General features: G+C 40.7%; 28 protein-coding genes and 1 tRNA gene. 20 read left to right on the forward strand and 9 right to left on the reverse strand.

Translation table 11 applies throughout. From position 1 onward, the window contains the following. Positions 1–5 precede the first annotated feature (5 nt). From WCW66_00495 to WCW66_00540, 10 genes are all read left to right on the forward strand, one after another. The gene (locus tag WCW66_00495; GenBank protein ID MFA6391216.1) at positions 6–554 is read left to right on the forward strand and encodes a hypothetical protein; all 549 of its coding nucleotides are present in this window, start codon (positions 6–8) and stop codon (positions 552–554) included. Between the two features lie 178 nt (positions 555–732). Beyond that, on the forward strand, positions 733–1,383 hold the full coding sequence (locus WCW66_00500) for a hypothetical protein (GenBank protein MFA6391217.1): 651 nt from the start codon (positions 733–735) through the stop codon (positions 1,381–1,383). A gap of 165 nt (positions 1,384–1,548) precedes the next feature. After that, entirely contained in the window at positions 1,549–3,198 is a 1,650-nt protein-coding gene (gene dnaX / locus WCW66_00505) for a DNA polymerase III subunit gamma/tau (GenBank protein MFA6391218.1), read from the forward strand. 248 nt (positions 3,199–3,446) lie between these two features. Continuing rightward, positions 3,447–3,716 carry a GIY-YIG nuclease family protein gene (locus WCW66_00510; GenBank protein ID MFA6391219.1) on the forward strand — a complete coding sequence of 90 codons (270 nt, stop codon included), beginning with the start codon at positions 3,447–3,449 and terminating at the stop codon, positions 3,714–3,716. A 4-nt stretch (positions 3,717–3,720) separates the two neighbouring features. Beyond that, positions 3,721–3,794: transfer RNA gene (locus tag WCW66_00515), tRNA-Gln, on the forward strand. A 648-nt stretch (positions 3,795–4,442) separates the two neighbouring features. Beyond that, positions 4,443–4,817: a hypothetical protein gene (locus WCW66_00520; GenBank protein MFA6391220.1), complete on the forward strand. Its 375-nt coding sequence runs from the start codon at positions 4,443–4,445 to the stop codon at positions 4,815–4,817. Positions 4,818–5,041: 224 nt separating this feature from the next. Then, entirely contained in the window at positions 5,042–5,617 is a 576-nt protein-coding gene (locus WCW66_00525) for a rubrerythrin family protein (GenBank protein MFA6391221.1), read from the forward strand. A gap of 21 nt (positions 5,618–5,638) precedes the next feature. Next, entirely contained in the window at positions 5,639–5,890 is a 252-nt protein-coding gene (locus tag WCW66_00530) for a hypothetical protein (GenBank protein ID MFA6391222.1), read from the forward strand. Then, positions 5,887–6,933 carry an NAD(P)-dependent oxidoreductase gene (locus WCW66_00535; GenBank protein MFA6391223.1) on the forward strand — a complete coding sequence of 349 codons (1,047 nt, stop codon included), beginning with the start codon at positions 5,887–5,889 and terminating at the stop codon, positions 6,931–6,933. Before WCW66_00530 ends, WCW66_00535 begins: the two co-directional genes overlap by 4 nt. A 75-nt stretch (positions 6,934–7,008) precedes the next feature. After that, on the forward strand, positions 7,009–7,806 hold the full coding sequence (locus WCW66_00540; GenBank protein MFA6391224.1) for a sugar nucleotide-binding protein: 798 nt from the start codon (positions 7,009–7,011) through the stop codon (positions 7,804–7,806). Between the two features lie 194 nt (positions 7,807–8,000). Here the strand turns inward: WCW66_00540 and WCW66_00545 are convergent, their stop codons facing one another. Continuing rightward, positions 8,001–8,324, reverse strand: coding sequence for a DNA-directed RNA polymerase subunit alpha C-terminal domain-containing protein (locus tag WCW66_00545; GenBank protein MFA6391225.1), 324 nt, complete (start codon positions 8,322–8,324; stop codon positions 8,001–8,003). Positions 8,325–8,484: 160 nt separating this feature from the next. After that, positions 8,485–9,750 carry a M20/M25/M40 family metallo-hydrolase gene (locus WCW66_00550; protein ID MFA6391226.1) on the reverse strand — a complete coding sequence of 422 codons (1,266 nt, stop codon included), beginning with the start codon at positions 9,748–9,750 and terminating at the stop codon, positions 8,485–8,487. 162 nt (positions 9,751–9,912) lie between these two features. Here WCW66_00550 and WCW66_00555 point away from each other — a divergent pair, with 162 nt between their 5' ends. The 7 genes from WCW66_00555 to WCW66_00585 are packed head-to-tail and all read left to right on the forward strand — an operon-like array spanning position 9,913 to position 15,251. Beyond that, positions 9,913–10,695, forward strand: coding sequence for an inositol monophosphatase (locus tag WCW66_00555; protein ID MFA6391227.1), 783 nt, complete (start codon positions 9,913–9,915; stop codon positions 10,693–10,695). 4 nt (positions 10,696–10,699) lie between these two features. Beyond that, entirely contained in the window at positions 10,700–10,924 is a 225-nt protein-coding gene (locus WCW66_00560; GenBank protein ID MFA6391228.1) for a hypothetical protein, read from the forward strand. Continuing rightward, positions 10,914–11,930, forward strand: a complete 1,017-nt coding sequence (locus WCW66_00565) for an EamA family transporter (protein ID MFA6391229.1) — start codon at positions 10,914–10,916, stop codon at positions 11,928–11,930. Before WCW66_00560 ends, WCW66_00565 begins: the two co-directional genes overlap by 11 nt. Positions 11,931–11,951: 21 nt before the next feature. Next, the gene (locus WCW66_00570; protein MFA6391230.1) at positions 11,952–12,701 is read left to right on the forward strand and encodes a ZIP family metal transporter; all 750 of its coding nucleotides are present in this window, start codon (positions 11,952–11,954) and stop codon (positions 12,699–12,701) included. Positions 12,702–12,719: 18 nt separating this feature from the next. Then, a complete protein-coding gene (zupT, locus tag WCW66_00575; GenBank protein MFA6391231.1) occupies positions 12,720–13,520 on the forward strand; it encodes a zinc transporter ZupT in 801 nt (266 codons plus the stop codon). A 21-nt stretch (positions 13,521–13,541) separates the two neighbouring features. Then, on the forward strand, positions 13,542–14,213 hold the full coding sequence (locus WCW66_00580) for an energy-coupling factor ABC transporter permease (protein ID MFA6391232.1): 672 nt from the start codon (positions 13,542–13,544) through the stop codon (positions 14,211–14,213). A gap of 54 nt (positions 14,214–14,267) precedes the next feature. Then, on the forward strand, positions 14,268–15,251 hold the full coding sequence (locus tag WCW66_00585) for an HD domain-containing protein (GenBank protein ID MFA6391233.1): 984 nt from the start codon (positions 14,268–14,270) through the stop codon (positions 15,249–15,251). Here the strand turns inward: WCW66_00585 and WCW66_00590 are convergent. The 4 genes from WCW66_00590 to WCW66_00605 are packed head-to-tail and all read right to left on the reverse strand — an operon-like array spanning position 15,248 to position 17,973. Continuing rightward, entirely contained in the window at positions 15,248–15,676 is a 429-nt protein-coding gene (locus tag WCW66_00590; protein ID MFA6391234.1) for an NUDIX domain-containing protein, read from the reverse strand. The two genes, WCW66_00585 and WCW66_00590, sit on opposite strands and share 4 nt — an antisense overlap. A 5-nt stretch (positions 15,677–15,681) precedes the next feature. Then, positions 15,682–16,071, reverse strand: coding sequence for a hypothetical protein (locus WCW66_00595; protein MFA6391235.1), 390 nt, complete (start codon positions 16,069–16,071; stop codon positions 15,682–15,684). 34 nt (positions 16,072–16,105) lie between these two features. After that, complete coding sequence (locus WCW66_00600) at positions 16,106–17,305, reverse strand: ABC transporter permease (GenBank protein MFA6391236.1); 1,200 nt, start codon at positions 17,303–17,305, stop codon at positions 16,106–16,108. After that, positions 17,302–17,973, reverse strand: coding sequence for an ABC transporter ATP-binding protein (locus WCW66_00605; protein ID MFA6391237.1), 672 nt, complete (start codon positions 17,971–17,973; stop codon positions 17,302–17,304). The genes WCW66_00600 and WCW66_00605 overlap by 4 nt, the downstream gene beginning before the upstream one ends. Before the next feature lie 116 nt (positions 17,974–18,089). Between WCW66_00605 and WCW66_00610 the strand changes: the two genes are divergently transcribed. Then, complete coding sequence (locus WCW66_00610) at positions 18,090–18,725, forward strand: CxxC-x17-CxxC domain-containing protein (protein ID MFA6391238.1); 636 nt, start codon at positions 18,090–18,092, stop codon at positions 18,723–18,725. Between the two features lie 188 nt (positions 18,726–18,913). Further along, positions 18,914–19,834 (forward strand): TerC/Alx family metal homeostasis membrane protein, encoded by a 921-nt coding sequence (locus WCW66_00615; protein ID MFA6391239.1) that lies wholly within the window; start codon positions 18,914–18,916, stop codon positions 19,832–19,834. Between the two features lie 41 nt (positions 19,835–19,875). On the opposite strand, the gene WCW66_00620 is transcribed toward WCW66_00615, so the two are convergent. The 3 genes from WCW66_00620 to WCW66_00630 all read right to left on the reverse strand — a co-directional run bounded on the left by WCW66_00620 (position 19,876) and on the right by WCW66_00630 (position 23,048). Beyond that, positions 19,876–20,997: an HAD-IA family hydrolase gene (locus tag WCW66_00620; GenBank protein MFA6391240.1), complete on the reverse strand. Its 1,122-nt coding sequence runs from the start codon at positions 20,995–20,997 to the stop codon at positions 19,876–19,878. Between the two features lie 104 nt (positions 20,998–21,101). Then, positions 21,102–21,527 (reverse strand): biotin/lipoyl-containing protein, encoded by a 426-nt coding sequence (locus tag WCW66_00625; protein ID MFA6391241.1) that lies wholly within the window; start codon positions 21,525–21,527, stop codon positions 21,102–21,104. Positions 21,528–21,653: 126 nt separating this feature from the next. After that, complete coding sequence (locus WCW66_00630; protein MFA6391242.1) at positions 21,654–23,048, reverse strand: glycosyltransferase family 39 protein; 1,395 nt, start codon at positions 23,046–23,048, stop codon at positions 21,654–21,656. A gap of 168 nt (positions 23,049–23,216) precedes the next feature. Here WCW66_00630 and queG point away from each other — a divergent pair, with 168 nt between their 5' ends. Next, complete coding sequence (queG, locus tag WCW66_00635) at positions 23,217–24,251, forward strand: tRNA epoxyqueuosine(34) reductase QueG (GenBank protein ID MFA6391243.1); 1,035 nt, start codon at positions 23,217–23,219, stop codon at positions 24,249–24,251. Positions 24,252–24,257 lie beyond the last annotated feature (6 nt).

Below are 24,257 nucleotides of genomic sequence, written 5' to 3' on the forward strand. Positions count from 1 at the left end.
AATATATGTTTGATTCTTTTTTTTATTTTATCTTAATAATCGCAGTACTGTTACTATTTGGGACAATGGCGTATGCCGGTTATCGGGGTGCTCCCTGGGTACCGACAAAAAAGAAAGATTTAAATCGCCTGATCGAACTTTCGGGAATAAAAGACGGTGATATAGTTTTTGAATTGGGTTCCGGTGACGGGCGCATTCTTTTTGAAATTGCAAAGCGTTTCAAGGTGTCCGCAATCGGAGTGGAAATCTCATTACCGCCGTATTTGGTTTCGAAAATCAAGGCCTGGCTAATGAATAAAATATTTGTTCATAAAATGAGGGGTACTGTCAGTATAAAATATCGTGATCTGTTTCAACAAAGTCTTACTTCAGCTGATCTGGTTGTTTGTTTTCTCATGCCGAAATCAATAACTGAATTGGAAGAAAAATTTGCCAAGGAATTGAAAAAAGGCGCTAAAGTTATTTCGTACGTGTTTCCGCTGAAATCATATGAGCCAAGAGCAGTAAGTAAGCCGGAAAAATCAAGTATTGCTATATATTTATATCAGTTTTAGTATTTCGATTAATAGAATGTACGCGGGGATTCAACCCGTTTTTTTGCTGAATAAGTTGAATTGCACTTTACATTTGAAAACTCAATATGATACAATGTTAATAACAAAAAACAAACATAAATTTACATAAAATAAAAAATAAATATAAAGAAGAATAAAAAGGGGAGGCAAAAATAAAATGGTAGACGAAAATAAACTGGCACAAATAAAACAACTCATTGCTTCAGCGGAAGAAGCTATTCGTGTTGCTAAAGGCATGTTGGAAGGGGAATCGGAAGAATCGGATGCTGATTCAATTTCAAACGAAATCAGTCATTTACAAAAAGCCCGTTCGGTCGGTTCTGTGGACCACAACGGACGTGTCGTTGAAGGAGTTTTTGACGGTTTGAATATGGTTGGGCCGGATGGAAAGCAGTATAATGTGCCGGCGAACTATGCTTCCAAATCAAAACTGGTTGAGGGTGATGTATTAAAACTGACCATTTCTAATGATGGTTCTTTTGTTTTTAAGCAGATTGGCCCAGTTGAGAGAAAAAGATTGATCGGTATGCTCACTCAAGAAGAGTCAACGGGCGAATATCAGGTTTTAGCAAACGGTAAAAACTATAAGGTTCTTTTGGCAAGTATTACGTATTTTAAAGGAGAAGTCGGGGATGAAGTAGTTATACTGGTTCCAACAAACAAGCAAACGGAATGGGCGGCCGTGGAAAATATTGTTAAAGGCGGTGAAAGCCAACTGATTATTGATAACGGCGTAAGTACGGTAGCAATTCATGATGAGGAAGTAATTCCTGAAAAGGAGAAGGTTATAGACGATTTAGAAATATAGAAGTTGATAATTTCTTAATAGGAAGACTATACCGCTGGGCTGGCCAGTACATTTTCTTCGAAAATTCCCTGGCTGGTGCAGGGTCTTTTTTGTAATAGTTATGCAGATTGCAAATCTTTAAAATTCGCGCTAGTATAGTAGGTACCAAGAATAATGGATTGAATTATGTCCCAAACAATATATCGAAAATATCGGCCGCAGTCTTTTAAAGATCTGGTTGATCAAAACCACATACGCATCACACTGATTAACGAATTAGAAAGCGGGAGAATCGCGCATGCTTATTTATTTACCGGACCGCGCGGTGTGGGTAAAACAACGATCGCGAGGCTTTTCGCGAAATCCCTGAACTGTAAAAAACGCAAAAAAGATTCTGCCGAACCGTGTAACGAATGCTCATCCTGCAAAGACATTATGAAAGGACGGCTACTTGATCTGATTGAAATTGACGCCGCATCTCATACCGGCGTAGATAATGTCAGACAAAATATAATTGACAATGCCCGCGTTGCAACTGTCTCAAGCACTTACAAAGTATTCATCATAGATGAAGTACACATGCTTTCAATTTCAGCATTTAATGCTCTATTGAAGACATTGGAGGAACCGCCGGAAAATGTTGTGTTTATCCTAGCGACGACGGAGGTACACAAAGTGCCACAAACCATTATTTCCCGTTGTCAGCGTTTTGATTTTCAGAAGGTTGGTGTAAAAGATCTGGTTCTACGGTTGAACACTATTATTAGTCAGGAAAAAGTGCAGATTGATGATGCGGTTTTGAAGGCGATTGCCCTGGCATCTGACGGTAGCGTGCGTGATGCGGAAAGTATGCTGGGACAGGTACTGTCACTTGGTGAAAAGAAAATTACCATGGACCACATTGATCTGATCGTTCCTCATTCAGACGATACTTTGGTAATCCAATTTTTGAGTTTGGTTGCGATGGGCAACACGCCTGCATCAATAGAACTGGTAAACAGACTGGTAGATGAAGGCGGTAATGTCAGGAATTTTGTTAAAAATATAATAGAGGTTCTGCGGAGAATTATGTTACTGAATATTTCCAGTTCGCTGGAGAAATTTGTTGTGTATGAAATGGATGATGAACTCCAGAAAGAAATGACAAATATATCAAATCGTTATGATTCTAAAGAATTGATCCGATGGATTAATATTTTCCTAGAAGTTGAACCCATGATTAAAACACAGACTGATATTATACAGCTGCCACTTGAAATAGCTGTTCTTGAGATTATTGAAGGAGATAAAGATATATCATTACCGGGTGAAAAAAATCGACCGTCATTTACACCTAGTTTTCAATCTCCGGTTAAAAAGAGTAAAGCCGAAATAAAACCATTACCAACGGTACAAAGGATTGTTAAAGAAGAAATTGAACCGATATTTGCTGAAAAGAAGAAGGATGCGAAAACAGATGAAATAAAAAAAGAGGTGCCGATTATTAAACTGTCAGAAATTGAGAAAAAGTGGAGAACGTTTTTAAAAAAATTAAAAGCGCATAATCATTCTCTGTCGCTTACTTTAAGTGTAGGGGAAGTTGTAGAAATCAGCGGTAAAATCATTACCATCGCTTTTGGTTTTCAATTCTATATGGACCGGGTGTGGGAGGCAAAAAATAAGCAGATTATTGAAAATGTACTGGATGAGGTTTATGAAACCCCACTTACTTTCACTTGTGTAATTGATAATGCTCTGAGGGATAAAAAGATACCGGAACACAATAAAAGTGAAGAAGAAAGCAGTGAATTGAAGGATGCGCTTGACACCTTCGGTGGTAAAGTGGTAGAAGGTTAAATAAGAATATTACTGTCACGCGGTAATTGGGGGATTATTTTTTTGAAAAAATCATTGGGGAGTAGCTCCGTTCATTCCACAAACGGAATGCACGGACGAGCAAGCGGTAATTATTTACATACTTGCTTTAACAATACATCATTGGGGAGTAGCCAAGTGGTAAGGCAACGGGTTCTGGTCCCGTCACCGGGGGTTCTGCGCCCGAGGCGCACTCGCCTCCGGCGAGGAATCCTAAAATCTAAAACACAATGTATTCAACCTATGTAATAAAAAGTATACATTTCCAAAGTAGGTACGTTGGCAGTACAGATAATGTTGAAAAAAGAGTAGAAGAACATAATAACGGCAAGTGTAGATATACTAAGGGACGATCACCGTGGGTATTGATTTATAAAGAAGATTTTAATAGCAGATCTGAGGCAATGAAAAGAGAAAAGTTTTTGAAATCCGGTAAAGGTAGAAAATTGCTTGATGAAAAACTGAAAAAAATAGCAGATATCGAAAACAAAAATATTTAAACGATGGGGAGTAGCCAAGCGGTAAGGCAACGGGTTCTGGTCCCGTCACCGGGGGTTCGAATCCCTCCTCCCCAGCCAAAAGGATTTTAGAAAGAATCAACGTGAATAGAGCACGTTGTTTTTTTATTAGTGTGGATTCGAACGGGCAGAAGCGAAACAATCCGGAGCGAAGTGAAGGAGCAGTAGAGCGTCGACAAATGCGAGCCTGCGTAGCATTTGGCGCTGCCCAGGACGAGAATCCCTCCTCCCCAACCACGGGTCATCAGACCCTTCACCTGTCACAACCAAGCAAGCTTGGTTGTTTTAGGTTGCGGGTCTGTGCCCCTTTCCCCAACCCGCCAAGGGCGGGTCGGGGGCCCCATTTTTTGGTTTTATTTTCTGTCTCGGCGAAGATGAGCTCGGCTAGTCAAGCCAATGCCTTGCGCGCTCCTGTTGCGCTCAGGATAAATAATGAATAAAGATGTTTGTTTATAAATGGGATTTGAACGGATGTGCTAAGCAAGGACGTTCTGGCTATTATTGACATGCCAACCTACATAATGTAAGTTGCACACTGCGTAGCTCATCTTCAGTCTGAAAGGGAGGAAAAGCATGAGCTTCAGTGACTTGATATTGCGGATGTACTGTCTTAGTCCATTCCGCTTCACGGCAACCAAGTGCGGTCATCGCACAAAGCGTACCGGAAAGTTGTCCGCGTTCGGACTCACTGTGATCTGCAGGAGCCCCATGAACACTGACGGTTCGGTGGATTACTGTCATGACTGCCTTGGCAGTATGACCATCCAATGCGTGTGGTGCGGTGAACCGATTCTTGTCGGTGATCCGATTACGCTGTACACGCCTGCGATTGCACTGTTTGCGCCGGTAGATGAATGGTGTATTCCCAAACATGCGGTCATCTACCGCAAAGAGCATCCTGTTCAACTCGTCGGTTGCCTCAGAATGAGTTGCGCCGATTCCAGCGCGGATCGAGCAGGGTTCTGGCTTCCGGGTGAAGACGGTAAAGGCCGTGTCCTGCGGGTACAAACTGCACTTGAAGCCATCCTTAACGCACCTGTATCGTCAATCATGCTGGTGCGCGACACGCACGACTTCGCTTGAAGCGATGAATTTGACGTTCATTCCTCTCGATAACCATCCGGCTAGGTAGCCACCAAATTCCGGTAGGTATGGCGGGCTGACATTTCATGATGTTAGCTCTTTTTATTGGAAAAATGACTGCATAATTAAACCCCTATACTTAGTTTTATATTTTTTTAAATTGATAATCCGTGCAAATCTGCTATAATTAAATCCGATATAAATAATCATTAACATCAATTGATATGGGAAATTTAGCAGGTTCTCAAACAGAAGAAAATTTGCTCAAAGCATTTGCCGGGGAATCACAGGCCAGAATGCGTTATGATTATTTTTCCAAGCAGGCAAAAAAAGAAGGACTGGAACAGATCTTCGGGTTTTTTGAGGAGACGGCGATGAACGAACGCGAGCATGCCAAAGTGTTTTTTAAATTCCTGGAAGGCAATATGGTGGAAATTACCGCGACCTATCCGGCGGGAAAAATCGGAACTACATTGGAAAACCTGAAAGCGGCGGCGGATGGGGAGAACGAAGAATGGACGAAGCTCTATCCGGAATTTGCAAAAGTTGCTGACGAGGAAGGATTTAAGGAAATTGCCAATGCCTTTCGGAATATCGCTAAAGTAGAGGAACAACACGAAAAAAGATACAGAAAACTGTATCAAAATCTGGACGAAGGAAAAGTATTTGTCAGTGGAGATAAAATAGTCTGGAAATGTCGGAATTGCGGCTATTTGCATGAGGGCACAAAGGCTCCGAATATCTGCCCGGCTTGCCAGCATCCGCAGGCTCACTTTGAAATATTTAAACAAAATTATTAATAACTAGAAAGGATTAAACCCATGAAAATTACCAAGAAAAGAGTTCCAACTTCATCGTCAACCGGCGAACACGTTAAGTTCGATAAACTGATTGAACATACCAATAAGATAAAAGGTAAGTACAGCTCGATGGATGATGAAACAAAAAAGAAAGTAATGTTGGGTTTGGCGGGTGCATTTGCTATATTGACCAGCATTGCGACGGTAAAAAGAGTGAATAAAACACGAAAAAAGATAAAGGCTAGAAAGGATTCCAAGCGAGAAGGATTATGACCAAAAAAAACCGAAAAGTAAGCGTTGCTTTTTTTGAGGTTGAGCAGTGGGAAAAAGAATATTTAGAAAAAAGATTAAAAGGATTTGAACTAATTTTTTTTGGTAAAACAGCGGACAAGGAAAGTCTGAACAGTATTCAGAATGTCAGCATCTTGTCTCCTTTTATCTATTCTAAAATAAGCAAGGATATTCTATTAGCCCTACCTAACCTGAAATTAGTGGCGACCCGCTCTACCGGATTTGATCACATTGATCTGGTGTCGGCGCGCAAATTAAATATCAAAGTGGCGAATGTCCCGACGTACGGAGCGAATACGGTTGCGGAGCATACCTTCGCCTTAATCCTTTCGTTGAGCAGGAAAATCCATCAGGCTTATGAGCGGACATCACGGGGAAATTTCAGCCTGGAGGGATTGCGCGGTTTTGACCTTAGAGATAAAACGATCGGTGTGGTCGGCGGGGGAAATATCGGACAGCATGTTGTGCGGATCGCGCAGGGGTTCAACATGAAAGTAATCGTATATGATGTTCACCGCGACCGGAAATTAGCAAAGAAAATGGGTTTTGAGTATGTGACGCTTAACCGGCTGATCAGTACATCAAATATTATTACCCTCCACGCGCCATATAACAAAAAAACCCATCACATGATCAATAGGCAGAATATTAAGCTGGTAAAAGACGGGGCAATGATTATCAATACTGCCCGTGGAGGCCTGATTGATACTACGGCATTAATAGACGGGTTGCGCGACGGCAAGCTAGCCGGTATTGGATTAGATGTTTTGGAAGAAGAAAAATACATTCTGAAAGAAGAAGCGGAACTATTATCCCCGCACTTCATCAGTAAAAATCAGCAGAATATAAAAGAAAATCTGGAGACAGTCGTGGAAGGACATATGCTACTCATGTCGGATAAAGTTGTAGTAACTCCGCACAATGCATTTAACAGCAAGGAGGCACTGGAAAGAATATTGGATACGACCATTGAAAATATTACTTCCTTCAGTAAGAAAATAAGGATGAAAAACTTAGTTAAATAGCTTGAGCCAGTTCAAAAAAACCGTCTGATTTAGACGGTTTTTTGTTATTGATATTCTTGATATACTTATTATGTAATGAAAAGAAAAGCACTAATTCTTGGCGCTACGGGATATTTAGGGTCGGAAGTTGTAAATAACGCTCCCGAAAATCTTGTTTTGTATTTTGGAAGTAGAGATGTGAGAATCGCAGGACATAATCAAGTAATGGTCGACCTGCTTGATTATGATACCGTAAAAAAGGCGATTGCTGATATTGCTCCTGACATTATTATTCATTCGGCAAGATTAGGCGAATTTGATGATGATCCAGTAAAGGCCAAAGAGGTAACCGCGAACTTAGTCTCATCCATTAAATCAGTTAGCGCGAGATTGATTTATATGTCTTCAGACGCGGTGTTTGACGGAACAAAGGGAGAATATAAAGAAGACAGCAGGGGTAACCCCGTGACCGATTATGGCAGGGCAAAATTAGCAGCAGAAAATGTAATCAAATCTGAGATGGATAATTATACAATCATTCGTGCCGGGTATATTTATGGCGTTGGGGCGAAGGGGATGGACCGAAGATGTGAAAAAATACTCGCAGAAACGAAGGATGGAAAAAAAGTAAAAAGATTTAACGACGTGTTTAGAACCCCGATCCATGTTACAAAATTGGCTAAGTTTATTTGGAAACTGGTGGGGTCGGATTTTAAAGGGATTATTCATGTTGGTGAAGAGAAGCAGAGCGTCTACCAGTTTAGCCAAAAGATTTTAAAAGATGCTGGTGCAGACAGTAGCCTGGTTGAATCTGATTCTGCAAGAGATAAGGGATTAAATATCGCAATAGACACGTCTCTAAACACAAAGCTTTATCATACTTTAATAAAATAAAAACAGTCCCAGAGAGCGAAGGAACTGTTTTTTAGTATTTATCTGTCAGTGGCGTGTTCTATGAGTATGTATAATTTGTTACATAACAATTTATATTGTGTTGTTTTGGTTAAATAAAAAAATGGACCGTTGAACTGAAGGCAGTTCTCGGGTCCCTTATCAGGAATGTGCGATAGCCGTATTAGACGGCGCAGTTAGGGGTTATCTGGTGGGACGAGGATCATGTTGAGCGACATACCGAGCTTGCCGAGTTTCTCGATGAGATCGATCAATGTCCTTCTACCAAAGTTCCGGACCGACATGAGGTCTTCTTCGGTCGTGAGGACAAGATCGAGGATGGTGCGTATGTGGAGATCACGGCAGGCGTGCTTCATCCGTACAGAGGCATCTAATTCTGCCACTTTCATGCACACCACTTGGATGGGGATAACGACTGTGTTGCCATCCTGTGCGCGGAGTGGAATACACAGTTCACCCGATTGTCTCACGATCATGCCAACGGCTAGTAGCTTACTCATCTGTTCACCTCCTCCTATGGAGCAGTCTAAAGAGACACAAAGGCGATGCTCCATCGTAATTTAATGTTTCTAAATTGTCAAGCCCCGTTTGAAATAAAAAAATGGACCTTTGAACAGAAGCTGTTCGCAGGTCCTTCACGGGAATGAGCGGGTGGCCGTACTAGACGGCCTGGTACTCGGTGTACAGAGCGATGATGTGCTTCAGGATCAAGGCAGTACACTCGAGCTCATCGACCACCAGGAATTCCTCCTTGCCATGGAGGTTGCGGGAGCCGTAGCCGATGTTGGGTGTGGCACAGGTGGGGTAGATCATGTTGAAGCCGGCGCCGTCCGTCCCGCCGCGGACGTTGTGATCGGAGGTGGTGACACCGTGGATAGCGTGTGCCGCGTAGATCGGCTGGAGCAGGTCGCGGTTGGCTTCGTTGATCGAGCGGTTGTTGATGCACACCGTCTCGTCCGACACGATCTTGAAGGTACAACCTTCGGCCCTGGCGCACTGCTGTGCGACCTGGACTGCGCGTCGCATCATCACGTCCGTTTCCTTCTCGTCGAAGGAGCGGGGGACGATGAGCAGGCTGGCCTTGCCGGCGTCCATCTTAGCGTCCACGATGTAGAAGAACGGTGCCCTGCGGTCAGCGATGCCGGCGTACGGGTTGAGGAAGAGCTGTTCCATCTGCATGGCGAATGCCATCGCCGCGTAATGAGCGCGGTGGAGCTTGTGCGGGTAGACGCCGGGGTGGGCGTCAGCGCCGTAGAACTCCATCTTCACCATCCGGCAGGCGAAACAGCCCAGGTCGATCTCGCCGACCGGACCTCCGTCCACGGTGAGCAGAACATCCCACGCACCGGCGATCTCCGGCGGGATGTTCTTCCCCTTGATGCGACCGATCTCCTCGTCGGTGCAGATCCACAAGTCGAGCGGTCCGTGCGAAAGTTGCTTGAGGAGCATGTTGCCAACTGCGTCAACGATGACGGCTAGACCACCCTTGTCGTCTGCACCGAGCAGACTGTCGCCGGAGCCGGTGATGATGGTCTTGCCCTCCAGTCCCGTGAGGTCTTCGGCGGGGATCACGACATCACCCTTCGGCAGCACGATGCTCCCGCCCCGATAAGGGGGATGGATGATCGGAGTGACGGCGCCGGAAACGCCGGGGTAGGTGTCGACGTGTGCGGAAAGGCACAGGTACGGCTTGTCTTCGAGTCCTTTGGTCGCCGGGAAGCGAACGATGAGTTCACCTTCCGGCAGGTCCACGAACTGGCCATCGGCAGTGCCCAGCTCGAGCAGGCCGTCTTTCAAGAGGTGCATGACTTCAAGCTGTCCGGGGCTTGTCGGGAACTCCGTTGACTCGGCGTTCGAAGCTGAGTCCACGCCGACATAGCGCAGGAACAGTTCCGTGACCGGAGCGAGTGCGGTCGGTTGGTTCATGCCGAAACCTCCCAAGAATCGGGTAATTGTCTACTGTACCCGGAAATTGGGCACAGTTTTGGTTTTTACCATATTATTTTGACTCTGGCAAGCTAGGGTAGTCACATAGTGACTGCACTGACAAGTCGCCAGAAGCAGCAATATTTGATACAATAATCCGGTATGAATAAGGAAACAAAGATAATAATCAAAGCAGTAGAAGCCGGCGGGGAAGTATTAAGGAAATATTTTGGCCAGGAGCTTAAAGTTGTTCAAAAGACACTTCCGGCTGATGTATACACAAAAGCGGATATTGAGTCGGAAGCAGCGATTTTAAGTATTGTTACCAAAGAATTACCAGGCTATAATATCTTTTCCGAAGAAACGGGAGAGATCAGGAGAAATTCCGAATATACATTAATTATTGATCCCTTGGACGGGTCAAATAACTTTGTTCTGGGGATTCCCAATTTTTCTGCATCAATAGCCCTTTTAAAAAATGATGAAATAATAGCGTCTGCAATTTATGATCCGATTCAGAAAAAAACCTATCACGCGGAAAAGGGAAACGGCGCATTCTGCAATAAGAAAAAAATTGAAGTAAATAAAATTTCTGAATGGGAAAAATCAACTGTTGTTTATATAACCCATTATACTGTGAACCGCAGACCGCATAAGCTAATTATTGACCGGATTGAGAATAAGAAAGTAAAAAGAGTTTTGCGCAACTGGTCACCCTCACTGGATTTTTGCATGCTCGCTTCAGGAAAAATTGAAATTCTGATTAATAATTACAGCGAGATTTATGATCATATTGCCGGTAAACTGATTGCCAGGGAAGCCGGGGCACGCATTACAGATTTTTCCGGAAAAGCTGAAAAAAATGACATGAATAGCATATTCATGGCCACTAACGGCACCAAACTCCATGGCGAAACTGTAAAATTATCACTGACAAATAAATAAAATTATGAGTGAAGGATTATCAAAATTTAATGAAGGTGGAATATCTAATGAGGATGAGCAAAAAAAAGCGCGCATTGATGTTATTCGTTATGAAATTATGCAAATTGAAAGAAAAATCATGAAATTGAATATTCACCGCAAACCAGATTCTGAAGCTGAAATTAGTAGCCTACACGAAAGACAAGCAGAACTTTTAACCGAATTACAACAACTTGAAAATGAAAATTAAAAAAGAAAAAATAGCCTCTATTTCTAGTGGTCATGATCCATTGCATATCGGTTTAATGGGAGCACTCGCTATAATGCTCGCTGCTTTTTTATGGGCATTTGACGGAGTGGTGCTGACACCCTGGGTGGTTGATCTGGGACTTTCTGATATACCGACATTTGTTTTTATGCTGCATGCGGTGTCATCGGTTTTCCTGAGCTATTATTTATTTAGAAAGTTTAAAGAATTGAAAAATCTGGACAAAAAAGACTGGTTGGCATTCGGTCTGACCGGATTCTTTGGCGGAGCGGTCGGTACCATGGCGATTATTGCGGCGATAGTTCAGGTTTACAGCGAGGGTTTAAACATTTCTGTTGTACTATTACTGCAAAAACTTCAGCCGATCTTTGCTATTTTACTGGCCTTTATTTGGCTGAAGGAGAGGCCGAGAAAAATATTTTATGTCTGGGCCGCGGTTGCTTTAATCGGTAGCTATCTTTTGACATTCGGCCTGCATAGTCCGGATTTTAAAGCAACTGGCATGTTCATTCCGGCAATGCTGGCTATTTTAGCGGCGTTTTCGTTCGGATCCTCCACGGTATTTTCTAAAAAAGCGGTTGCTAAAATTAATCATGGATTGAGCACGGCACTGCGGTTTTTTATCACAACCGCAATTATGCTGGTAATAATTTCGGTTATAGAACTGCTAAAATCAGCTGGAATTGAAACGAGCTATGCCGGGTTTAGCGGATTTAGCGCAATTAACTGGAACCTGATCGGCGCGTTTGTTGTTATCGCTTTGAGCACCGGCGGAATGGCGATATTTATATATTACTGGGGGCTGAAAAAAGTTTTAGCATCACGTTCGACTGTTTATGAAATGGTATTTCCGGTAAGTGCAATAATTCTGGAATACTTTATTCATAAACAGACTCTGACAGCCGGACAATGGCTGGGTGCTGTAATTGTATTTGGCGCAATCTGGTCAATTCTGCGACTGAAAAAGATTGATGCGCAGGTTGAATAATAATGATATAATAAAAAAAATATGACAGAAATTTGGCTTTATACAATTGGTAGTGTTTTTATAGTCAGCTTGGTTTCCTTTATTGGAATCCTGGCGATTTCGATTAATCTGGAAAAGTTGAAGAAAGGTCTTTTATTCCTGGTCAGTTTTGCCGCCGGCTCACTTCTGGGCGATGCATTTATCCATTTGATTCCGGAGGTATTTGAGGAATCAGAAAATACAGAGATCGTACCCTTTATGATATTAGCGGGATTTATCATCTTCTTTATTTTGGAAAAGATTCTCTGCTGGCGTCATTGCCATGTACCGACATCCGAAGAACACCCGCATCCGGTGGCAGTGAACAATTTGGTTGGGGATGGATTTCACAACTTGATAGACGGTATGATTATTGCCGGCAGTTTTTTAGTGAGTATACCCTTAGGTATCGCAACCAGTATTGCTGTTTTACTGCATGAAATACCGCAGGAAATAGGTGATTTCGGCATATTACTGCACGCCGGGTTCAATAAGCGGAAAGCATTAATATTCAATTACCTGTCGGCATTGACGGCATTGGTCGGTGCAGCTCTTACTCTGATTATCGGAACAGCGCTGGAAAACAAGCAGGTTTTTGTGATTGCATTTACCATCGGAGGTTTTATCTATATTGCGGCGGCGGATTTAATACCGGAAATGAAGAAGGAAACAAACTTTAAAAAATCCTGGTTCCAGCTTTTGTCTCTGATGCTCGGAATTGGCGTGATGGCACTTTTACTGTTGCTAGAATAAATATCTTTTGATAAATCTGTGGAAAATAATTATTTATTGGCTTTTGCATTAACTTTATTTGCAGGACTTTCGACAGGGATCGGAAGCGCTGTGGTTTTTTTTACAAAAAAACCGTCAGGAAAATTCCTATCTGTTTCACTGGGTTTTTCAGCAGGCGTGATGATTTATGTGTCGTTCATGGAATTACTGCCGAATGGTATTTCTAAACTCGGAGAGAAAATGAATGGATCGGGCGAATGGGTTGGTCTGCTGGCTTTTTTTGTTGGAATATTTACGGTTGCATTAATTGATAAACTGATTCCAAGTCATGATAACCCACATGAAGTGCATACTATGGAAGATATTGAAAATGATACCTTGGGTCATCATCACAAGATGTATAGAATTGGGTTGTTGTCCGCGCTGGTTATTGCAATCCACAACTTTCCTGAAGGTCTGGTTACTTTTGCCGGAACGATCGCTGAGCCCTCACTTGGCATAACGCTTGCGATCGCCGTTGCCATCCACAATATACCCGAAGGGATAGCAGTCGCAGTTCCGGTATTGTATGCTACAAAAAGCAAAAAGAAAGCGTTTTGGTTTTCTATTTTTTCCGGTATCGCAGAACCGGTCGGCGCAGTTGCAGGATATTTTGTTTTATCATGGATATTCACCGATATACTTATTGGAATACTTTTATCATATGTCTCGGGTATAATGGTATTCATATCTCTTGATCAATTGCTTCCAACCGCCAAAGCATACGGTGAGCATCATCTTGCGATTTATGGATTAGTCGCTGGCATGGCTTTAATGGGAGCTAGTCTACTATTATTCTAAATATTTTGCTAAAATAATTGTATGCATTTACCGGACGGGTTTATTGATACAAAAATTGCAGCTTCTTTTCTGGGAGCGGCTTTGACTTTCGGCGCATTCTCAATTGCAAAAATCAAAAAAAACATTTTAGTTAAGAATAAAAAATTTGCTTTAGTTACACCGGAAGGAATTAATTTCGGGTCTGGTGAGACTATGGGAATTTCAAAGTACGGAAGGAAACTGCTGATCAACATGGTTTTGGTTGGGTCATATATTTTTGTAATGCAGATGGTGGATTTTGAACTCGTAGGTGGTCAAATTGGCCATTTTCTTGGCGGAGCGCTGGCCGGCATTTTGCTCGGACCTTTTGCCGGTATGATAGTTATTTCCATAGTTCTCGCGATCCAGGCATTTTTTATGGCGGATGGGGGAATGATTGCACTTGGCTTGAATATAGTTAACATGGCGGTAATCGGCGCGGCGGGCGGGTATTATATTTTCACGTTTATCAGAAAAAGTGTTAGACACAGAACTATTGCAGTTTTACTTGCTGTGTTCTTAAGCGTTGTACTTGCAGCCTTTGCTTACGAATTAGAATCAATGATGACTGGTGCTATTTTTAATCCGGCATTTATTCAAACTCACATGATTGTCGGTTTGGCTGAAGGATTCATTACATTACTGATGCTTAGGGCATTTAATTTTAAAGAATAGATAATCCCAAAAAGCTGATTGGACGTGAATCAGTTTTTTTAATACAATGGATCTATGCAATCCACAGACAAAATTTACGGAGACATCGAAATAACGGAGCCGGTGGTTTTGGCATTGATTGAAACCCCGCAAATGCAGCGGCTGAAAAAAATCCACCAATACGGCATTTATCATTATTTCTATCCGGAAGCAGGTACTACCCGCTTTGAACATTCGCTGGGTGTTTACTGGATATTGAATCAGTTCGGAGCAAGCCTTGAGGAGCAGATTGCGGGGCTGTTGCATGATATTTCCCATGGTACTTTTTCACACGTCATGGATCATTTGTACAATCGCTACGAAAAAGAAGACTACCAGGAAAGTGTGAACGAGAAATATTTTCAGACTGATATCAGTACGGTTTTGCGCAGGTTTAATATTGACCCTGCCGTTGTGGAAGATATTAAAAGATGGCCGCTCGCGGAGAACAATCTGCCGGATATCTGCGCGGATCGTCTGCAATATACGCTGGCTGATGCTGTTACTGCGAATAAAACTGACCAAAAGAAGGCAATGACAATAATCAGCGATCTGACAGTGAAGAATAATATGATTGTTTTCCGGGATGCAAATATTGCGAAAGAATTTGCCGAATTGTCATTATGGATGTGCGGGAATTTTTGGCACTCGAACTGGGGTGTTTATTCCTATGATATGCTGAAAAATATTCTGGTGATGGCAATGGACGCAGGTATACTGAATAAAGAAGATCTGGATACTGATGATGACGCGGTAATCATGAAATTAGAAAATTGCAAAAACAAAGATATTGTTTATGCGACCATGAGACTGAAAAATCTTGACCGCAGCAAAGTTATTGAAGATGTGGACAACTATGACTATATTCACAAAAAATCCAAAATGCGCGTGATTGATCCACTGATAATTATTGGTGATAATATGACTAGGGTTTCTGAAATCTATCCCGAATTTAAGATGGGATTTGAACAAGAAAAGATTAGGGTGAATAGCCCCCGGTATTTAAAACTTATTGATTAGTCTTTGTTTGGCCGAGCATTGTAGCTTTCAAATGCTGGTTTTAGGTTATCAATAAGTTTGAATTTCATGTATTCTTTCGGATTAATCCATTCATATTTATCATGATCATCACTTAAGTTAACTTGGTCGGTGTCGGCCTGACATTCGAAAAAGATCCCGACAATTTGCCACAGCTCACCGTTTTTTTCCGGTCGCCATTCGTTCACAAAAAACGGATCTCCGATTGCGATATTTAACCCGGTTTCTTCTTTAATCTCTCTGCGCAGACTTTCATCAAACCTTTGTCCCGGTTTAACCCGCCCGCCGGGAATATCATAATATCCCTCATTAGTGCCGTCCTTATATTTTCCTGATTCCCGAAGAATCAGTATTTTACCGTTATATTTGATAAATGCTTTAGTGGCAGTGAATTGTTTTATATCCATAGAAATTATATTTTAAGGATAAAATCAAATAATATTCCCAGTATCAATGCGATCCCGGAAAGTATAAAAATCGCATAGTTATTCCATTTTTCTTTGGAGGATACCAGCGTGCCGAGAATATAACGCAGTGCTTTTTTATCATCGTCGGTCAAATGGTCTAAGCTGTCCATTTTCTCGCGTAGTTTATGTTCTACAATTAATTTTGATCGTTTTTTTGAGATGTCGAATCGATGAATAAAATAAATAATGAATCCGATAGTACCGATGTACCAGAATATTTTTACTACAGTCGCGTCATTAATAACAATTATAGCGCGGTAAGCAAATGTAGCGATTATGCCGGACCAAAAATAAAACAACCGTAGCGGTTTTGGACTTGTTTTCGGTTCTTCCATGTTTTTTAAATATCCCTTCTAGTTCTATTTATAATTATTTACCCCAGATAGCGTTTAACAATTTTATCCTAGTGATCATAAAAGAGGGAATTAGGCTGACCAGAATTGAAACAATGATAATTGATTCCATCCGGAAAATGAAATCCGCAGGCTCAATTGCTAATGTGGCGTCAACAATCGGCAATACAAAAGGGTGAGCGATAAAATACGGCATAATTGCACCGAAAAACAATGCAGCGCCTAGAGCAACGCCGATCACGGAATATATAGAAGAGATTATTACGTACGCGGAACGGATGATATAAGGTTTCACGCCGATCGCCCTTAGAATTCCAATTTGCTGTTTTTTATTTGAGATATCTATGTAAACGACAATAAATATTGTAACTGCGGCAATCAGCGTGGCGACCAGACTTAAAATGAAATCAATTGACAGAAAACTAGTCGTTACCGAGTTCATCATACCGGCCGCGTCCTCCCAGGTATAGTATGTTCCATGAATTCCACTTTCTTTTATTTGTTCTATCACTGCCTGCTCATCACGGGGTTCATTAAGCCGGACTAAAGCGGTATTTGCCTGATCAGCTAATGATGGAAAAACCGAATCCAATCCTGCGTATGTGATGAATGCGGTATTGTCCACGGACATATATTTTGAATTAAATATTCCCCTTACGACAAACTCTTTTTCAATGCCGTTAAGATTTGCTTTTATGACATCACCGATTTCCGCGTGCAGGGAGAAAGCGTCTAGTTCCGCGACATCTCCGCCGGCAATCTGTTTGCCGAGAATAATTCCACTCTGATCGCCGGACTTTAAGTATTCTCCGGAAATCATATTGTCAAAAATCTTTGTTACTTTTATTTCTTGTTCGGGATTAATTGCATTAACAATCCAGTTACCGTTTTTTTCACCCAATGCAAGATTTCCACCGATTTCAAACTGCGTGGTTACCGATTCAATACCGGGGATTTGTACAATTTTTTCAATAACATTGTTTCGGTTTTCAAAAACATCTTTTCCGCTGTTCGGTTTAATCAAAATGTGACCGGAATACATATTAATTACCTGTTCGTTTGATCCCTTAATAACACCTTTAAAAAGCGAGGAAACAAAAACTAGGTTGATAAATGCAGCCGCCATTAAGAATATTATCAAAAAGAAAGTCCACTTACTGCCACGGGTAATCTGTCGGAATGCAAGGAAAAATGGAATTTTGAATTCATATTTCATAATAAAATCCCATCTCTTAATTCAATAATTCTGCTGGCATAACTTTTTTCGTCCTGTTCGTGGGAAATCATCACAATTGTATGACCTTCAGCGTGCAGTCTCTCAAAAATTTCCAGAATTCCTGCGGCTGCGACTGAATCCAGGTTGGCGGTCGGTTCATCAGCAAAAAGTATTTTTGGGTTGTTGATCAGAGCGCGGGCAATCGCTACCTTCTGCTGTTCTCCTCCGGACATTTGTTTCGGCTGGTGTTTGAGCCGGTTTTCCAAACCGACTTTTTTCAGTAAATCAATTGCTCTTGGTCTGCATATTTTTGTCGGTTCAGTCAGCATGGCTGGGAGCATTACGTTTTCAATGGCGTTTAATTCCGGTATTAATGCGTATTCCTGAAAAATATAGCCGATTTTATTGTGGCGGATTCCGCGTCGGTGCTTCTCATTCAGATGAGTTACTTCATCACCGTCCAGATATATTTCACCGCGGTTCGGCCAGTCCAAAAGTCCGATCTGGCGGAGTAGGGTGGATTTTCCTGATCCGTTTCTGCCGGTAATAATCAAAAATTCTCCTTCTTGAATATCTAAGGAGATTTTTCGGAGTGCCTTAACCTTGATTTCGCCAAGGTTATATGTTTTCTCAATATTTTTAATTGAGATGATTGCTTGCTGTTCCATAAACGTCTTGTATTTTGACTGGATTATAGCATAAATCCCCAAAATTGTTAATAAAACTTGCTATTTACGGCTTAAACAGTTAAACTTAACGCGCATTAATTATTACTAAAAATTCCATGAAAAATTTTAACAGAAACGGAAAATCATTTGACCGGAAAAACGGTCCCAGTTTTGACCGCAGAGAATCAATGAGCGGCGGATACAACAGAGGGGGTGATTCGGATCATCACGTAATGCATCAAGCGGTTTGCTCGGAATGCGGTCAGAGCTGCGAAGTACCGTTTAAACCGACCGGTAATAAGCCGGTTTACTGCAGTAACTGCTTTAAAGGCAAGGACAAATCAAGTTCTAGCCGATCTTTTGGCAGGGATTTTGGCAAACCGAATTTTTATGAAAAGAAAATGTTTAAAGCCACCTGTTCCCAGTGCGGACAGAGTTGCGAAGTACCATTCAGACCTACAGGGGAGAAGCCGGTTCTATGTTCCAGCTGTTTTGGCAAAGATCCGAGAAGCACAGATCGAAAGCCAAGTGATGTGAATAGTGGAAAGTTCGATGGTCAGTTGAAGACTATTAACGAGAAGCTGGATAAAATATTAAGACAATTAGCACAAACTGAAACAAATGTTTCCCCAGTAAAAGAAAAAACTGTTATCAAACCAGAAGTGAAGAAGAAGGAAACAGCAAAAGCTGCGGTAAAAAAGAAGGTGGTTAAGACGGTTAAAGTAAAGCCAAAAGCAAAGAAGAAAAAATAAGCACACAACTATTTTTGGCTTGTATATTTAGAATATATTTGTTATTGTGATAATACCTTGAGTGCTGGGGAGTGAAAAAGCAAAAAGTCCTTCCAAGGAAGGTGCTTTGGAACTATGAACTAGCATTAATTATAACCGGTCAACAGCCGGTTTTTTGTGAATTAATTTGGTTATGTCATAATTACTATATGGATATTCAGACAAAATTGTTTATTCTGTTCGGAGTAGTTGTTACTCTGTTTTTAATTATTGATCTCGGTTTTTTTAACCGGAAAAGCCATAAAATTGAATTCAGACCGGCATTATATCAGTCAATATTCTGGATAGTGATTTCTGTGCTCTTTGGTCTGCTGATATATATTTACATGGACAGGGAATTGGCAGCTCAGTTTATGAGTGCCTATGTAACGGAAAAAATGTTGTCTGTCGACAATCTGTTTGTGATTATGCTTATCTTCAGCTATTTTAAGCTAGAGGAAAAATATCATCACAGAGTGCTGTTCTGGGGTATTATGGGGGCAATTGTATTCAGAGGAGTATTTATCGGTGTTGGTGCATATATTATTCATCAATTTCACTGGGTACTTTATGTTTTTGGTGCAGTACTGCTTTATACTGGAATTAAGCTTTTACGTGATAAAAAAGAAGAGCATATTCATTTTAATGATAATAAGATTATCAAGCTCGCGCGTAAATATTTACCATTCACGGTAAATCATCATAATGGCAAATTCTTCACCCGAGAGCACGGTAAGTTTATGTTTACTTCACTATTTATGATCATGATATTGATTGAAGCGACAGATATTCTTTTTGCTGTAGATTCTATTCCAGCAGTTTTCGCAATATCTCAAAATTTCTTTATCGTTTTCACCTCAAACATCTTTGCAATCCTGGGGTTAAGGGCACTGTTTTTCCTGATTGAAAGTGTTCTGCATCGATTTCATCATTTACAAAAAGGACTAGCATTTATCCTTCTGTTTATTGGAATAAAAATGCTTTCTGGAATTCTTGGCGTTCACATATCATCCTTAGTTTCATTTGGCATAATTATGTTTGCGCTTTTCTCATCAATTATTTTATCAATTCTGTTTCCGAAGAAAATATAAGTCAGTGAATGACGGCATATTTTATATTACATAAGTTACTTTTATTTTGCGATAAAAAGCGAAATCCATTGGGAAAGTGACGAAGTAAACATTTCCGGTTTTTCGATTAGCAGTTTTTTCAGCTCGGATTGCTTGAACCATCTTACTTCAGCTACTTCCTCTGTTTGTAGCATGAATTCCTCAGCATTCTTGTTAATTGCCAAAGTAAACCATTGGATAAAAAAGTTGCTAGAATTCCGGACTCTTGTTTTTTCATATGACATGAACTTCAAACCAAAGATGCCAATTTCCTCCTTAGCTTCTTTTATTATGTTTTGTTCGTAGGTTTCTCCTGTTTCAACAGTCCCTGCGACAGCCGCGCTCCACTTCCCCGGATTAATACTTTTAGTTAACGCTCTTTTAGCTAATAATACATTGCCCTTTGAGTTAGTGATCCACAGTCCGGTCGCACGAAAAATATCACTTTTATTAATCTGATCTCTGTATTTAAATCCGATTTCCTCGTCATTTTCGTTTACAACAGTGATTTTTTGTTTGGAATGTGATTGATAATTACCATTAATCATGATTTCAAACTTCCTAAGATCTCCCAGTAGTTTATCTGGATTCTGATACAAAATTGTCTGCATGCCGAAGTGCTCTGCCGCTTCAACTACAACCGGTAGATCATCAATATATAAAACTTCTTTTGGCAGTACCTTTAATTTCTTTAAAGCATCGTCAAATAATTTCGTATCCGGTTTTTTTGATCCAAGTTGGTAGGTCAATGTAATGGAATCAAAAATATTCATATCAATTATAGGTTTAAACCCATATTCAAAATCCCACTCGCTGGTGCTGGATAAGAGTCCCAGCTTGTAATTTGGTTTTAGCTGATGAATCAGCTCGATTGTCTCCGGGATGGGAGTGAAGATTTTGGTATAGGCTTCTCTAAACTGTTTCGGAGTTATTATTAAATCACATAATTCTATAACTTGATTGTAAAATTCATCGGAATTAATTTTGCCCTGCTCGTAATAACTTGGTAGTTTTGATTTTTCATAAATTAATTTGCTCAACTCAAAAACAGATTTGCCGGTATGTTTGGCAATTTTATTCAAAAACAAGCCATTGTCAAAACTGGCTATGACATTCCCGAAATCAAATATGATTGCTTTAATCATTGTCTATATAAAATAAGTGAAATAACCCAGCTTTAGCCATTATATCGCATATTGATTAAAAAAAACATCAAGCGGAGGCCTGATGTGATGAACGTTATGAGCTATCATCCGGAAGGTCCGGACAGGGATATTGTGTACAGTCTCTGGCCGTACTCGACCGGTTGACCGGTTTCGGCATGAATCTGCCTGATTGTACCCTCAAATTGGGAAACGACCGGGTTTTTCAGCCCGTGTATTTCAATATAACCCACGGTTTCGCCCTGCGAAACAAAACTGCCCTCGATGAGTGGCGGATTTTCCTCCAGATCGGCCGCGGCCAAAAACCATCCCACAGACGGCGATTCGATAGTACACAGCTGTTCCTGGACCGCCAACTTTTCCGCAGTCTGCGGCTGGCTGGCGGAACTGTCCGAAGGTGACATTCGAACACGGATCTTGGAAAATCCCCTCATGTTCCTTACTTCCAGCTCGGCAATAGTTGGATGCTCTTGGAGCAGGCTGACTATTTGCCGGACTTTTTTCAAGTCCATATCTGCTCCTTTCTGGTGTTGAGCCGGTGGCAATGATCAAACGGGCTTTTTAGGCCATATAGAGTTTAGGCGTAAATTTTGGACATGTCAATAAAGTGTATTGATTGTAAAATAAAAGAAGTTATTCTATTTGTCAGTATAAAAAAGATGCGCCGATGCCTCATGGGCGATTAGGGAATCAATAAGCTCGCCGGCTTGTGATAAATAATTCAGGAAGAATGCGCGGTACTCAAAGAATCCCGGGTTTTCCCACGAGGTTTTATGTGTTGTTATAATCCATATTCTCTCATTATTTTCTGATAATTGTTCCAGTTCTTTTAAATATTGTTCCCGATTTCTTCCCGCAAAGTTTGAAACATAGTAGTTTGATTCGGGGATTTGCATCCTGAGCTGGTAATATTCATATAGGGAAGCAACATCAAAAGGAATATAAATAATGTCATCTTGTTTTCTATTATTTTCAACATATTCAAATACAACATCAATTTCACATTTCTCTACTGGGAAAATTGCGGAAGATATACCATAAACAGATTGAGATAGGAGTATGATTAGAAGTGTAAAAATTACTATTGATTTTCTAATATGTGATTTGCTATAGATTGAAGCAAGGCCTTTTATTACCCCCAGAATTATTAATGGCAGTAAAAATAGAACAAGTCTTCCATAAATCGGATAGTAATGAAGAATTGATGCGATAGTCAAAAATACGACAGGTGAAACTAATATATAAAAACTGAATTTGGATTGTTTGAAGAGTTTAATTAACCCAAAAATAAAAATGATGCCTATTGGAATAGAAAGAAGATTATACATACCTGGATAATCAAATATTCTGATAAAAGTTACTTCCCATTGTCCCAGTCCTTCCATACTGAAAGGAGAACTCAGAAATCCGTCGTGCCAAAAAAATGATAGGTAGCTGCTTGAAATAAAATACTTAAGAAAAGAAAAATAGTAGAGAATAATATTTATTATCCATAAAATTATGGACAGAGACACGGCTTTTAGCTGCCCCCATTGCTTATTCACTATGTAATATATAAAAAAGCTTGTTCCGGTTCCGGCCAAAAAAAATGATGCCGGAAATGAAAAATAAATTAAAAATGACCCGAGTATTCCAAATAATATTCCATATCTGATTGTGTATCTTCTATTTTTCATAAACAGTGCGGTGTTTAGTATGAGTATCACAATCAGTACGTCAACAATGTATGGTTTGATTTCAGTTGAAAAATCAATAAGTGGAAATGATACAGAAAAAATAAAAACTGACAAAGGTAAAAATAATTTGGAAATTATTTGTTTTGCTAATTTGTAAAACGCTATAATAGAAAGAATCCCGCAGATGAGCGGAAAAAGCCTAAAAGCATATTCACTTATGCCAAAAAAGGTAATAAATATTTTTTCAATCCATAGAAAACCGAGCGGGGCCACTTGAAGATAATCCAGCGAGTGTGCAATCCTGTCCAGAGGCAAATTAATGATGCTAATAGCAATTGATGCTTCATCTGTCCACAACGAGTTATTCTGGATAAATCTTAGGATTCTAAGCAGAGCACCAAAGAAAATAATGACCCAAACACACGTCTGTGAAAAATAGAATAATTGTATACTTTTAAATGTCTTCCTAAAAACACTCATCTTTTTAGGCTAAATTTATACTGAAAACTATGATAGAATTGTATCATGCTAAATGCAAAACAGATAATCTTGGAGGGAAATTCACTTGGTTTTGATTTACTTGGTGTAATGCCAGTGCAACCCAGTAAATATAAACATCAACTTGACCAGTGGCTGAGAAACGGAATGGCGGGAGAGATGGAATGGATTCGCCGAGGTCAGGAAAAGCGTGATAATCCGAAAAGAGTATTCCCAGAGGCAAAAACCGTGATCATGGTCGGCATGAATTATTTTAATCAAGATATATCAGCAGATTTACTTAATGATCCATCCAGAGGAATTATTGCGCGGTATGCCTGGTTTGATGATTATCATGAAATCGTAAAACTTCGTCTGGAAAAACTTGTCGGATCGATTTCAGTAATATTAAAAAAGAATATCAACGCCAAGGTTTATGTAGACACGGGTCCTTTCCTGGAGCGGGAATACGCTAGCCGGTCCGGACTGGGTTTCATCGGTAATAATACCAGTCTGATAAATTACCGGATGGGTTCATATCTTTTTCTCGGTGAGATTTTGATCGATGCGGAATTAGAAAGCTTTCTAATGAAGCGGATCGGATCCTGCGGAACATGCCAGCGCTGCCGAAATAGCTGCCCAACCGACGCGCTGGTGCAGAACCGGGTTTTGGACGCCAGACGATGTATATCGTATTTGACCATAGAGCTGAAAGGCAGTATTCCAGAGGAAATGCGCCCGTTAATGAAAAACAGAATCTACGGATGCGATATTTGCCAGGAAGTGTGTCCTTGGAACAGCAAATCGAAGGAGGCATCAATAAATGAATTCAAAGCTAAAAATGATTTGATTGCCCCTAAACTGAATGATCTTGCCAAAATGTCGCAGACTGAATTTAACTCTCGCTTCAAAAACAGTCCGATTAAAAGAACAAAATACAGGGGATTTATGAGAAACGTGGCGGTGGCTCTGGGAAACTGGGGGAGCAAGGAAGCACTGTGTGCTATAGAGCTATTAATTAAAAATGAAGATGAACTGGTGCGAACCCACGCAATTTGGGCAAAAAAGCAAATACTGCTATAATGCCTG

This window comes from Patescibacteria group bacterium (assembly GCA_041664365.1).
Classification (GTDB): Bacteria; Patescibacteriota; Patescibacteriia; order UM-FILTER-42-10; family UM-FILTER-42-10; genus JAHJEX01.